Annotated in this window: 11 protein-coding genes; 7 read left to right on the plus strand and 4 right to left on the minus strand. The window is 43.4% G+C overall.

The window, feature by feature from the left end:
• Positions 1 to 48: 48 nt before the first annotated feature.
• Positions 49 to 315, minus strand: coding sequence for a hypothetical protein (locus SPSPH_RS05735; protein WP_075754075.1), 267 nt, complete (start codon positions 313 to 315; stop codon positions 49 to 51).
• A gap of 128 nt (positions 316 to 443) precedes the next feature.
• Here SPSPH_RS05735 and SPSPH_RS05740 point away from each other — a divergent pair, with 128 nt between their 5' ends.
• The 7 genes from SPSPH_RS05740 to SPSPH_RS05765 all read left to right on the plus strand — a co-directional run bounded on the left by SPSPH_RS05740 (position 444) and on the right by SPSPH_RS05765 (position 7318).
• Positions 444 to 1358 (plus strand): LysR family transcriptional regulator, encoded by a 915-nt coding sequence (locus SPSPH_RS05740; protein WP_075754077.1) that lies wholly within the window; start codon positions 444 to 446, stop codon positions 1356 to 1358.
• Between the two features lie 108 nt (positions 1359 to 1466).
• Complete coding sequence (locus SPSPH_RS23510) at positions 1467 to 1664, plus strand: MerR family transcriptional regulator (RefSeq protein ID WP_198930893.1); 198 nt, start codon at positions 1467 to 1469, stop codon at positions 1662 to 1664.
• Positions 1665 to 1790: 126 nt separating this feature from the next.
• Entirely contained in the window at positions 1791 to 2417 is a 627-nt protein-coding gene (locus SPSPH_RS05745) for a class I SAM-dependent methyltransferase (protein ID WP_083945424.1), read from the plus strand.
• A gap of 207 nt (positions 2418 to 2624) precedes the next feature.
• Positions 2625 to 3053 (plus strand): CGGC domain-containing protein, encoded by a 429-nt coding sequence (locus tag SPSPH_RS05750; protein ID WP_083945425.1) that lies wholly within the window; start codon positions 2625 to 2627, stop codon positions 3051 to 3053.
• A 252-nt stretch (positions 3054 to 3305) separates the two neighbouring features.
• A complete protein-coding gene (locus SPSPH_RS05755) occupies positions 3306 to 4757 on the plus strand; it encodes a catalase (protein WP_075754083.1) in 1452 nt (483 codons plus the stop codon).
• 282 nt (positions 4758 to 5039) lie between these two features.
• Positions 5040 to 5807, plus strand: coding sequence for a serine hydrolase (locus SPSPH_RS05760; protein WP_233138679.1), 768 nt, complete (start codon positions 5040 to 5042; stop codon positions 5805 to 5807).
• Positions 5808 to 5899: 92 nt separating this feature from the next.
• Positions 5900 to 7318, plus strand: a complete 1419-nt coding sequence (locus tag SPSPH_RS05765; RefSeq protein WP_075754085.1) for a GntP family permease — start codon at positions 5900 to 5902, stop codon at positions 7316 to 7318.
• Positions 7319 to 7538: 220 nt separating this feature from the next.
• On the opposite strand, the gene SPSPH_RS05770 is transcribed toward SPSPH_RS05765, so the two are convergent.
• From SPSPH_RS05770 to SPSPH_RS05780, 3 genes are read right to left on the minus strand one after another with little or no spacing between them, the layout of a single operon-like run.
• Complete coding sequence (locus SPSPH_RS05770; protein WP_075754087.1) at positions 7539 to 8597, minus strand: HD domain-containing phosphohydrolase; 1059 nt, start codon at positions 8595 to 8597, stop codon at positions 7539 to 7541.
• Entirely contained in the window at positions 8594 to 11638 is a 3045-nt protein-coding gene (locus SPSPH_RS05775) for a response regulator (RefSeq protein WP_075754089.1), read from the minus strand. Before SPSPH_RS05775 ends, SPSPH_RS05770 begins: the two co-directional genes overlap by 4 nt.
• Positions 11638 to 12156 carry an FMN-binding protein gene (locus tag SPSPH_RS05780; protein ID WP_158027050.1) on the minus strand — a complete coding sequence of 173 codons (519 nt, stop codon included), beginning with the start codon at positions 12154 to 12156 and terminating at the stop codon, positions 11638 to 11640. Before SPSPH_RS05780 ends, SPSPH_RS05775 begins: the two co-directional genes overlap by 1 nt.
• Between the last annotated feature and the right edge of the window lie 755 nt (positions 12157 to 12911).

Raw genomic sequence — 12911 nt, forward strand, 5'->3', positions numbered from 1 at the left:
TAAAACCTAAATAAATATAACTAAAAATGTATCACCAAGGATATGCTCTTACATATTTAAAAATTGCTGTGTGTAACATCCCCATAACAATATGCAGCAACTACCGGTTTGAATATAGCGAATTAATTTACGCAGTTTACCGCAGTTTAAACTATCCTGTATACCAGGCTGCGGCATATCTCCGTGTATAATTTCTTGCGCTGCATTCAAAGCCACCTGATACTTTTTCTGGGTTAAGCTGCCAGAGTTGTTTTGCCCACCAGTAAGCGATGTACGTTCTCGCCTATGTATAGATTTTAATCCGCTGTCTTTCATAAAATCCGCCCCTTTGTTTATTTTATAAATGGATGTAGTTGTAGTATAATCATTATTAACATTAAAAAAAAATATTAAATATCAATAATTTCATATATTAGATATATAGATGAGGGGATTTATTAGACATGGAACTTCGGCAGTTAAAATATTTCCAACTGGTTTGCCAATTAGGTAGTATAACGAACGCAGCCGAACAAGCTCACATTGCCCAACCTGCAATGTCAATTGCAATTCAGAAGCTGGAAGAAGAGCTGGGAGTACAACTATTAGACCGCAGCCAGAAGAAAATTAAAGTGACTTCTGCAGGTTGCGTTTTTTTGAAGAGAGTGGGAGACATTCTGACCAGAGTAGAGAATTCCGTTCTGGAGATGAAAGATTATGGCAGCTTTCACCGGGAGAATCTGCGCATAGGAATACCGCCTATGCTGGGAGCAATGTTATTTCCTTATATATTTAGCAAATTTCAAAAAGAACACCCTTATTTGTATATTACCGTTATTGAAGAGGGGTCTCTGACTATTGCCGGCATGCTTGAAAAAGGAGAGCTTGATATTGGCATTATAATTATTTCGAATTTGTCGCCTCAGTTAGATACGATATCTATTACGACAAGTGAAGTATTTGTCTGCTTACCTATAGGTCATCCCCTTACCCAGCTCTCACGCATTCCATTACAAGAACTAAGGGGCGAGCAATTTCTTTTATTTAAAGAAGATACCTTTTCCCATCAACTTGTCGTTGAAGAATGTACGAAGAACCAGTTCTCGCCTCGTATAGTTGTTTCGTCCAGCCAGATAGAAACAATAATAGGTTTAGTCGAGCAGGGAGTTGGGATCACCTTTTTACTTGAACCTATTGCCAGAAAACATTCTAATGTTGCCAGCCTTCCGTTGGCCAATTCACTATCTGTTACAGCAGGGCTTGCCTGGAACAAAAATCGTTATTTATCGAACGCTACACAGGCATTTATCAGCGCAATACAGAATTTCTCCGAGCAATTTACAGGGGAGAAAACAGATACTTCTCAAAAAAACATTTGACTCTCTCGGTACTGGAGGGTTTATATTTTATCTAAAAAGGATAACAGTCTAACGGTAATTAGCAATCATTTGTCAATTTATTTTTATGTTGGTGACAGAATGAAGAATATGTATGCAATTGGTGATATGTCAAAAATTCATAATGTGCCCATTAGAACTTTACGTTATTATGATAAAATTGGGTTATTCAAGCCTAGTTTCGTAGATCAAGGAACCGGATACAGGTATTATTCAACAGAGCAGTTTGAACAGTTGAACATTATCAAGTATTTGAAATCAAGAGAATCGCCCATTGTATCAGTATAAATGAGGGCGGCCTTTTTTTCTTTGTAAGCGTCAACTAATAGATTGAATTATTTTTTGCAGGAGTTTTTCATTTTACTGGAGTATTGTGTACTATAGTGTCTAAGAGCGTTGTTGAGGTGAACAGAAATGTATGAATACATTATGGGCCTAATTGTAGTATTTTTGCTTATTTGGTTTGCCTGGAAATATTCTTCTCGGCATACAAATATACCGTGTCCATCCTGGCTTTACTGGCTTGTTGAGTTAGAAAACCCTTTTGCGAAAGGATGTCAATCAGCGGTTATAATTACTGGTCTTAATGTTAAAAGAGGAATGACAATACTTGATATTGGATGTGGTCCGGGCAGGCTAAGCATACCGCTAGCAAAAGCGGTTGGGGAACAAGGCCGAATTATTTCAATTGATATTCAAACTGAAATGCTAAACATAGTCCAACAAAAGGCCGAGAGGGAAAACATTAAAAACATCAGTGTTGTTAATATTCCCATGGGAGAAGGTAAACTTTGTGATTATAGTGCAGACGGGGCAGTAATGGCCGCTGTACTTGGTGAGATTCCTAACAGGGCTAGTGCCCTTGAAGAAATATATAAATCCTTAAAACCTGATGGAATTCTTGCAATCGCGGAAACAATTTTTGATCCCCATTACCAAAGTAAGCAAACCATATTGAATTTAGTCCAACCAATCGGATTTTCACAAGTCGATTTTATTGGGAACAAAATAGCGTTTACAATATATTTAAAGAAGATATAATATGGGAAGCGAAATTCAGTTATAAAATACCTGAAAGAAGCGTTAATTTTGATGATAGAGGGATTCCAATAAAGACTCTTGTTAAATTTGTATGAATTTGGCAGGAGCTTTGGGAGTTTGTGGCAAATATTACAAAGAAGTAAGTAATAAAGTTTCGTATCTTGTTCGATGGAACAGTCGCATTGTTTATGCAAAGGAGGTGTAACAGTGAGAATTGGCATTTTAACTTGCTCTGCAGCAACTCAGGATTCGGGGTGCTCATCAGTTAGTTGTCTTCATGATTTAAGAAAGAGAAAAGGGGCATTTGAAAGGTACAGTAATGATCAAACACTTGACCTAATTGGTATTATCAACTGTGCTGGATGTCCAACTTTAGCCGGTCCAGAAAAACTATTGAGTAGAGTTCGTTCATTAGCAGAATTCCGGGTTGATGCGATTCATTTTTCATATTGCATTGACGCTCTATGCCCTTATAAGTCAAAGTATCAGGCATTAATAAAAGAGAATTTTCCTGTAATCGACGTTATAATTGGAACTCACGAAGCGCATGTGACGCATGAACAATTTCGGGAAAGTGTTAAAGGCTTATTCTGCCAGCCAAAGCGAACAATGGTGGAGGTTATAAAAGGAAAGTAGTTACCAACCCAAGGAGCGGTGGTTGCAAAAATTCAAGGATAACCTTTGTCAATCCGCTGACGAAGGCTATCCTTGAATTTTTCAAAGGAATCGGAGAACATAGCCATAGTCTTCTTACACCTTTTCAGCCTTCAGCCAGTTTATTGGTCGACATCCCCGTCCATAGGTCATTATTAATCTCGCCGGTGGTCTCAATTTACTCAAAAATTAATATAAATCATATAGGATTTATAATTTAGGAGGAGACTGCTTATGGCGAAACGCTATCTCACCAGCAATCAGGGAACTCCTGTTACCGATGATCAAAATTCATTAACTGTAGGTGAACGGGGGCCCATATTACTTGAGGATATAGTTTTACTGGAAAAGATTACACATTTCAACAGGGAGAGAATTCCTGAAAGAGTATTACATGCTAAAGGAGCCGGAGCTTTTGGTTTTTTTGTACCCTATCAATCAATGGCTTCATTAACTAAGGCAAAATTCCTACAAGATCCTGAGAAGAAAACACCTGTTTTTGTTAGGTTTTCAATAGCAGGCAGTTCTCTTGGCGGCGCAGATACAGTGCGGGATATCAGGGGCTTTGCTGTTAAATTTTATACAGAAGAAGGTAATTATGACCTTATTGGCAATCATCTTCCTGTGTTTCCTATTAGAGATCCTATGCGGTTTACGGATCTTATTCATGCTTTAAAACCGAACCCGGTTAATAATATCAGGGGAGGACCGACAGAAGCCAGCCGGTTCTGGGATTTTATGTCGTTAAGGCCGGAGTCTATGAATTTTCTTACCTATCTGTTTTCGGATAATGGGATTATCAAAAGCTACAGAACCATCCAAGGATATGGAGTCAACACCTATTCGTGGGTTAATTTATGCGGGGAAGAGGTGTATGTTAAGTATCACTGGGAACCCTGTGCAGGGGTTGAATACATAGATAGCAAGACCGCAGCTCAACTTGCAGGCACAGACCCTGACGTAGCAAGCCGGGATTTGTTCGATACCATTGCTGCAGGGCATACAGTCGAATTCGAAATGCGTGTACAGATAATGAACGTTGAGGCTGAATGCGAGCAGACGTTTGATCCCTTGGATCCTACTAAGATTTGGCCGGAAAACTTGTTTCCATTAATGCCGGTAGGCAGAATGGTGCTAAATAAAAATCCTGAGAATTTTTTTGTTGAAGTCGAGCAATCAGCCTTTTCGCCGGCGGCTATTGTACCGGGAATAGCTTTTTCGAATGACAGAATTCTACAAGGCCGTACTTTTCCCTATGGAGATACTCAAAGATATCGCATAGGTGTAAATTATTTACAACTTCCAACAAATATGCCTAGAAGTCCGGTTGACAATATGATGCAGGACGGAGATATGCAAACCATGTATAATCAAGGTATTGTCAATTATTTACCCAATACTTTAGCTGGCGGGATGCCTATGGAGGCACCTCAGCAAGGAAAACCTGCTGAGAATTTCGCTTCAGGTAATATAGCCCGGCACGAACTAACAGGCGACGATTATTATCAAGCCAGGAGTAGATATCGAACTATGTCTGCAGCGGAAAGGAAACGTTTAGTTTCTAATATCGTAGAAAATCTAAGTCAAGCGTATGAGCCTATTCAAAGGAGGGCGGTTGAACAGTTTTTGCGGGTAGATAACGAATTTGGCAGCAGAATCGCACAGGGAATAAATTTGATCATATAAAATGCTACCGACCAAAACTGTCTAAGTGATTCTAAGACTTAGGGGGTGATTAGCGGATGATAGTAAAATAGACATTGGTCACCCTGCTGACTAATGTCTATTTTACATTCGACTATCTAATGACTTTGGCGAGCGCTTTGTGGAACTGTCCCCAAACCCTGAAAATTTTTCTATCTTTGTCATATTTTTGACACAATTAAAATGTATAGTATGAGAGATAACTTATAACCTATCCCTTAATTTTTGCAAAACAGAATATATCCAATTGAAAAGAGGAATCTTATGTTAAGAAAACTTATCCCAATATGTACTGCACTTATTATTGCTCTGTCAGGCGTAACCGTCAGTGCATCACCGGCTTTGGAAAAAGAAATAATGAATGATTTGAAACAGTTTAACGGACAAGTTGGCGTATACGCCAAAAACTTAAAAACGAAAAAAACGATAAAATATAACCAGGATACGGTTTTTCCTACGGCCTCCACAAGTAAGCTGATTGTGGCTTTGGCTACATACAAATATCTTTATCCCAAAGCGCCGTCCTATAAACAAAATGAGTATGATCAAGCCATTGATCTAATGATAAAAGTAAGTGATAACAATACGTTTAACAAATTACTGAATGAGTTTGATACAACCAAAAAAGACGGATTTAATAAAGTCCAGCGGGATTTACGGTTAAATAAGACGAAAATCCATAATGAACAGGCGTTTAAAAAATACAATTATCATAGCGTAACAACACCTTATGAAATGTCCAAGGTTCTTGAGTCCATATACAAGGAAAAATATGTTGACAAAAAAAATGTGCGGCGGTTAAAAAATAACCTGGCCAACACAATCTTCCACGATGAGATTCCCCGCTATATGCAGGTACCAGTATTTCATAAAGTGGGGGAGCTGGATGATGTGCTTTGTGATGTGGGTATTGTTCAGGACGGACATGAGCCAATTTTAATTAGTTTTTACACCCGCACAGGTAACCATAGCTATTCCAGTGACTTTATTGCAAATGTATCAGCAAAACTCTACAATGCGTTACGGAGGTAAATGCGAAGGACATCCTTTCTTGATCTTTTGCATACTGCCAAGTATGTGGTATATTAACTTATAACTATGCTTAAGTGAAATGAGGATAATCTGTGGAACTGTTTGCAATACTACTAAGTTTGATCTTACTAATGTTCTTTTCTTTCCGAGGTTACTCTATTATCTTGTTCGCTCCGCTGTTTGCCGTTTTGGCTGCTGCAGCCAGTAATTTTAGTCTGATGCCGGTATATACGGAAATCTTTATGACTAAGGCGGCCGAATACTTTAAAATGTATTTTTCGATTTTTTTACTGGGTGCCATTTTTGCTAAAGTTATGGAAGAGGGTGGGCTGGCGCTGACAATTGCCGGAACTATAGCTAATAAACTAGGTAAAGAGAATGCTATACTTGCGGTGATACTAGGGTGTGCCTTCCTCACTTATGGCGGCATTAGTGTATTTGTTGTTGTGTTTGTTATGTATCCGTTTGCCAGTGCTCTGTACCGGGAGGCAAATATTCCGAAAAGATTTATACCTGCTGCTTTATGGTTAGGTACATTCACCTTCAGTATGGGAGCCTTTCCTGGTTCGCCCCAGATACAAAACATTATACCAACAGCATTTTTTGGCACTACTACCTGGGCGGCACCCTTGCTGGGCTTAAGTAGTGGGCTTGCTGTTTTTTTTCTGGGCTGGGCCTGGCTTATATACCGACAGCGTCAGGCTGTGGCGCTGAATGAGGGTTATGGGGAGCATACCGTAAATGAGCCGGAGGATAGAGCGGAAGGGCAATTATCAAACCACACACTTGCGTTTCTCCCACTTATCGTAGTTATCTTGGCTAACCTGTATCTTAGCAATCCCTTCCAATGGTCTTGGGCTTATCACTGGAACGAAGAAATTTTGTTATCTGTCAAAGTTTTGAAACTGTCACTTTTAAGTACAAGTGTAGACAAAGTACGCGCAATTTGGTCGTTGAATATAGCCTTGATTCTAGGTATTCTTTTTGCAATATACATTGGGCGGGAGCAGTTTCGTAGAACCGGTGGGATTGCAGCTTCATTAAATAGAGGTGTAAACAGCTCTTTAGTAGCAGTGCTTAATACTGCTTCAGGCTATGGCTATGGCAGTGTGGTAGCCAGTCTGGCTGGCTTTCAGGTAATAAAATCTTTCCTGATGGATATAAAGATTGGGGCAGGCCCCCTGGTTTCGGAAGTTATTACCGTCAATATTATGGCAGCTATTACCGGCTCGGCGTCAGGAGGATTAACAATCGCACTTGGTATGCTTGGGGCGGACTACTTAAACTGGGCGCATGCAACCAATGTCCCGGTCGATGTTCTGCACCGTTTTGCCGCTCTGGCTTCCAGCGGGCTGGACTCAATGCCTCACAACGGTGGGCTTATTACAGTGATGGCAGTGTGCGGCTTAACCCACAAGCAATCATACTATGATCTGTTTATAATTACAGTTATAAAAACACTACTCATCTTTATATTTATTGCGTTATACATAACGGTTGGGAATTTCTAGTTTTATTTCGGTTAAAAGACTTTGTTCAGACACGGAAGCAAGGGGACGCAAAATCTGCTTCGCAATAGCACTTGATTTTATGCATTTTGGAGGGGGACTGGCACGGCAGAAGCAAAATGTACGTCCCTGTGCTCCTACCTGTGCTCCTCCCGTTTTCTTTCTTTGATATTGGGTTTGCGGATGACCGGTAATGGCATATTGATGATCGCTTATCCGGTGATTAGGAGCTGTGTCTTTTAAACTGATCTTCGATCTGTAGCAAAGCATTAACAATATTAGGGTCAAACTGGGTACCTGACGCCTCCCTGATGATGGTAAGCGCTTCTTCGTGGGTATGTGCCCGTTTGTAGCATCTTTCGCTGACCAAGGCATCATAAACATCGACGACTGCTACAATTCTGGCCGACAGGGGAATATCTGTCCCGGCTAAGTTTGCGGGATAGCCATTGCCGTCCCAGCGTTCGTGATGGAAGCGGCAGATGTCATAGCAGTGGCTAAGATAAACGTCCTCGCCGCTTACCAGCAAAGACTTGATAATTTCGCTGCCGATCACGGTATGGGTTTTGATAACTGCAAATTCTTCCGGTGTAAGGCGTCCGGGCTTTAACAGGATGTTGTCTGGGATGCCGATTTTACCGATGTCATGCAGCGGCACGGCTTTAATTAAAACGGAGTAATCGCAGTCAATTAATTGCTGGCGGTAAGTTTGCTTTTTCAGCAGTTCCATGATGAGGAGCTGGGTTAGCTCGCGGGTGCGTTTGACATGTTCGCCGGATTCCAGGCTGCGGTATTCGATCAGATTTGCCATGGTTTCCAGAAAAATTTCTTTTGTGGCTACCAGTTCATTGGCTTTGGCGTCCACTAAGTCCTCCAGCTTTTCGCGGTAGCGCATTAGCTCAATGTGAGTTGCCGCCCGGAGCCTGACGACTTTCGGGTTAAACGGCTTGGCGATATAATCTACGGCCCCGGCGTTCAGGCCCCTTATTTCATTGGTTTCTTCGTTGGCGGCGGTAATAAAGATCACGGGAATTTTTTGCAGGACAGGATCGGTTTTCATAAACCGCAGCACTTCAAAACCGTCCATCTCCGGCATCATGATGTCCAGGAGCACTAACTGCGGTTTTTGGATGCAAGTAATTAATTTGGTGACGGCCTCCAAACCGTCGGCGGCTTGTTGAATTTCATAGGAATCCGCCAGGATTTCCTGCAATATAAGCCGGTTGACCTCCATGTCGTCGACAACCAGAATGGTTGCTTTATCTGTTGTATAATCGCTCACCGGACTCCCTCCCTTTCCAGTAACTTTTGGATCAAAATTATGGTCGCATCCATTGTCGTGGTGAGGGAAGAAGTCAGTTGGGTGACATTGATCCCGTTTTTAGCCTGGATTTCAATGACGGCGGCAATGGCGCTTAGCTCTGTGAGACCTAAGTTGGCGGCGGCGCCTTTTAGGGCGTGCGCCGTATTTGCTGCTTTGACCGGTTCGTCTGTTTCGATCAGGCTAATGATTTCAGCGACTATTTCCTGTCCAGTAAAATTTTTGAGCAAGGTAAAGTAGAGCTTTTTGTTGTTCATGAGTCTGTCTAACCCCGCCCGTACGTCAAGTATGGGGAGCAAATCGGTATAATCCGGCGAAGTATCGGGTGGCAGGCGTTCGGGGAAGGTAATGGGCCGGTAAGAGCAGGCTGGCGCAGGGGCTTCTGTTGGGGACAGGTATTTGTTTAGTTTTGTTATCAGTTCCCCGGGATCGAGCGGCTTGCCGATGTGGTCATTCATTCCTGCCTCTAGGCATTTTTCGATGTCTTCCCGGAATACGTCGGCTGTCATGGCGATAATGGGAACCTGTCTGGCCCGGGCGATGGGCAGGGAGCGTATGTTTCGGACGGTTTCATAGCCATTCATTTTAGGCATATGCACGTCCATTAAGATCAGGCTGTAGGCATCCGGTTGCTTGGCAAAACGGTCCAGAGCTTCGGCGCCGTCAACGGCAAAGTCGATCGCAATGCCGGTATCTTCCAGCAGAGAAGCGAGAATCTCCCGGTTGACGTCCACGTCTTCCGCCACCAGCAGGGAAAAGGCCGTAAAGTCATGTCGCTGGAGCTGGAACTGGCTGGTCTGATCTTTTACGGCCACTCCCATAATTTCATTGATTGCATTCATGATGGCCGACGGGAACAGCGGTTTGGCAATAAATTTACTTATGCCCGCCGCCGTTGCTTCTTTTTCAATATCGCTCCAGTCGCTGACGGAAATCATAATGACCACTGTGTTTGGACCGGTTAGCTGTTTGATTTTTTTTGACAGGTCAATACCATTAATGTCCGGCATCAGCCAATCGACAAAAATGATGTTATAGGGCGCTTCCTGACGGGCGTGAATCAGGGCGAGCGCTTCCTGACCGTTGGCCGCGACGTCGCAGGCCAGCCCGAAAGCGGACATGACATGGAGGAAGTAATCCCTGGTTTCAGGGGAATCGTCGACGGCGAGGATGCGGAGCGAGGTTTTGTCAATCTGCTTGCTTAACACGGGTTGTTGTTGCGATATGCCGTTTTTCACCTTGATGGTAAGGCTGAATTTGGCGCCTTCATCCAGTTTGGATTCAATCCAGATGGAACCGTCCATCAGATTGACGATTTTTTGGGAAATTGCCAAGCCCAGGCCTGTGCCGCCGTATTTACGGGATATACTGCCGTCGGCCTGTTCAAAAGAAGTAAACAGCCGGGCTTGTTGTTCTTCGGAGATGCCAATGCCGTTATCACTGACTTCGATTTTCAAGATGGAAATATTATCCGCTTCTTCCTGTTTAGTTACGGTTAAGACAATGGTGCCATGATTAGGCGTAAACTTGATGGCATTGGAGAGCAGGTTGGTAATGACTTGGGACAGCCGGGTTTCGTCGCTGATGATGAAAAACGGCAGAGTGGGGTCCAGATTGACGATAAGGTTTTGCCTTTTTTCTTCAGCCCGGAAGGTGACCACATTCATAATGTTCATCAGCATGCTTTCCAGGTTGAATTCATGCAGGTACAATTCGAATTTATTGGCTTCAATTTTGGACATATCCAAAATATCATTAATTACGCCTAATAAATGTTTGGAGGCCTGATCAATTTTTTCAAGGCAGTACTCTTTTTTCGCCTGGTCCTTAGCTGTCCTGGCAATATTGGTCATACCGATGATGGCATTCATTGGCGTTCTCATTTCATGGCTCATGCGGGAGAGAAATTCACTTTTGGCCAGGCTGGCGCTTTCCGCGGCCAGTTTGGCATTTGTTAAGGATGCTTCGGTTGATTTTAGATTGGTAATATCTACGGAATGCTGCAGGTGAACTTTTTTGCCATCCAGCCATTCGATGATGCAGTCGGTATTTTTATAGTACTTACGGGTTGCGGTGTTATGCTCTTCCCAGGTAACCGGCGTGTCCGGATTGGCCAGCAATTGAGGGACAGGGCAAAAGTCGCAACGCTGTGTAAAGCCGGCTTGAAGGACCTGCCAGCAGGTAGTGGCGGCAATGTCATCTTCGAGACAAAATTCCCGTTTCATTTTGTCGTTGATGAATAGCAGTTTGTTGGTATGGGGATCAGAGACGTAAAGACAGGCGTCAAGGCCGTTGAGCAGCCGCTGCAATACCGCCAGCGAGGAACTTAGCTGCTGCTTTTCGGCTTCCAGCGGCGCGCTGAGCATGCGGGCGATTGCCATGCCAAACCTGGCGGCGGCAAAGCCGGCCAACACGAGCAGCAGCACCATGACCGCCATGGCTGCCTGTGCCCGGCGCTTATTTTCTTCCACCGCCTGTCTGCCGGCCTGTTCTTTCAGTAGCGACAGTCTGTCAATGGCCTTGGCAAAATTGGCGGACAGTCTGGGGCCGTCGTTGACCATTACCTTAAAGGCAAGCTCTTTATTGCCGGCAGCACATAATGTCGCGACCTGATTACGGTACAGGTTGAAGTTTTCCAGGACATTGGAAAAGTAGGCAAATTCTTTTTTCTCAACCTCAGTGAGTTGGCTTGCGGCAAAGGTTTGCATTGAATAATCGATTTTGTTGCTGTTTTTTTTCAGTTCATGGATGTAGGAGGCGATTTTAGCCGGATCATTTTCAAGAACCATATCCCGCAAATGCACCCGATTCTGCTCAAAGCAGCCGTTAATGACCCTAAGTTTTAACAGCGGCAGGGCCTGGTACTGGTAAAGATCGCTGTCCATATTCTGTAGCCGCAGAATGTTGACTATGCCCACAATTCCCACCAGCAGCGACACGGCTGCCACCAGGCAGAAACGCCATAATAATTTGCGACTCAAATTTGCGGGTAATGTTTGCATCAGTGGTTCTCCCCGGCAGCCGGCGCTGCTAACTCCGGCTGAGGAATAATAATAGGGGATTGATCGCCGGTTTGCGCATTTTTAAAGGCAGCCTGGGCCAGTTCTTTGAAAGCTCGCGAGGAGTGGGTGGCCCCGGTAATTGCGTCGACCTCTTCCGGGTTTTGATAGACCAGCAGGTTCTTGGCGAACCTCGGGCAATAGTCGCTGGGGCCCAGGCCGCTGTCGTTTATCATTTCCTGATTGTATGCCTGGTCCTGTGTTTTTAAATCGCCAGACTTATTTACGTAATCATAAGTTGCCTCTTCGATTTCGCCCCCATCATTAATTTTCATGATGAAAAAAGCCTTCCAGCCGTGCCAGTCTGGCTGATCATACATGGCAGAATATGTTCCCGGACTGAGTGTAACGGTAGATGCCGGCAGTTGCTGCAAGGCATCCTCCCCAGATGGGGAAGGATAAAACAAAAAGAAAAGGCCAGCCAGTATACAACCAACAGGCAATAAAGCATATCTGTTCATTACAATTCTCCTTTTTGAACCGGTCAAGACGTAGGGCATGCTGGCCACTATGCCTCAGGATAGCGGTTAGATGACGCTGATGGGACACATGTCCCCAAGTTGACATTTTACCCAAAGAAGATGGCACTTGCATAACTTCATAAATTATCTCGGTGAATGTTCATATTCATGGTATGGACAGTTTGTCCGAAGTGTCCACGATAGCCCCTCCTTGCCGTTTATGTAAGGGCCCGATTGCTTACCCGGTTTTAAGGTCTTTTAGCAATATTTGTCAATTGTTGTTTTACACATATATACTGTGAATACTAATAAGAAAGTGGGGGAAGTGTCAATTCTGCCGCTGATATAAACTGAAGTCGTCCAGATTATACCAGACGACATAAAGGCTGATTTTTTGCCGTTTGGATGGCAACCGGCAGGGGGAGTTAAGCGGTACATTTTAAGTGGGACAAGGCTAATGCAGTCCTCGGATTGGCATATATAGCTCGGACGAAAGGGAAGCTTGAAAAGTATATTCCTAATGCTGAATTACTGAAAATGCCTTTGCTGGGAAACTGGAAGCTAGAACACTAAACTTGAATGTACAGTAAATAGGACATTGGTCAAAGTATTGACTAATGTCCTATTTTGCGCTTAAACTATAAAATTGGTATCTGAAGAAGCGAGGGACGCCCTTTGTGCTTCTTTTGTAGGAAGCAAGGGGAAGAAAGGGCAGCTTAATTTCGGTTGGAAATTGAATATTAACATGCCCTTAT

The organism is Sporomusa sphaeroides DSM 2875 (assembly GCF_001941975.2).
GTDB classification, from domain to species: Bacteria; Bacillota; Negativicutes; order Sporomusales; family Sporomusaceae; genus Sporomusa; species Sporomusa sphaeroides.

Coding starts and splice junctions, on each gene's coding strand:
- SPSPH_RS05735 (WP_075754075.1), bottom strand. CDS start 315: ATGAAAGACAGCGGATTAAAATCTATACATAGGCGAGAACGTACATCG.
- SPSPH_RS05740 (WP_075754077.1), top strand. CDS start 444: ATGGAACTTCGGCAGTTAAAATATTTCCAACTGGTTTGCCAATTAGGT.
- SPSPH_RS23510 (WP_198930893.1), top strand. CDS start 1,467: ATGTATGCAATTGGTGATATGTCAAAAATTCATAATGTGCCCATTAGA.
- SPSPH_RS05745 (WP_083945424.1), top strand. CDS start 1,791: ATGTATGAATACATTATGGGCCTAATTGTAGTATTTTTGCTTATTTGG.
- SPSPH_RS05755 (WP_075754083.1), top strand. CDS start 3,306: ATGGCGAAACGCTATCTCACCAGCAATCAGGGAACTCCTGTTACCGAT.
- SPSPH_RS05760 (WP_233138679.1), top strand. CDS start 5,040: ATGTTAAGAAAACTTATCCCAATATGTACTGCACTTATTATTGCTCTG.
- SPSPH_RS05775 (WP_075754089.1), bottom strand. CDS start 11,638: ATGCAAACATTACCCGCAAATTTGAGTCGCAAATTATTATGGCGTTTC.
- SPSPH_RS05780 (WP_158027050.1), bottom strand. CDS start 12,156: ATGAACAGATATGCTTTATTGCCTGTTGGTTGTATACTGGCTGGCCTT.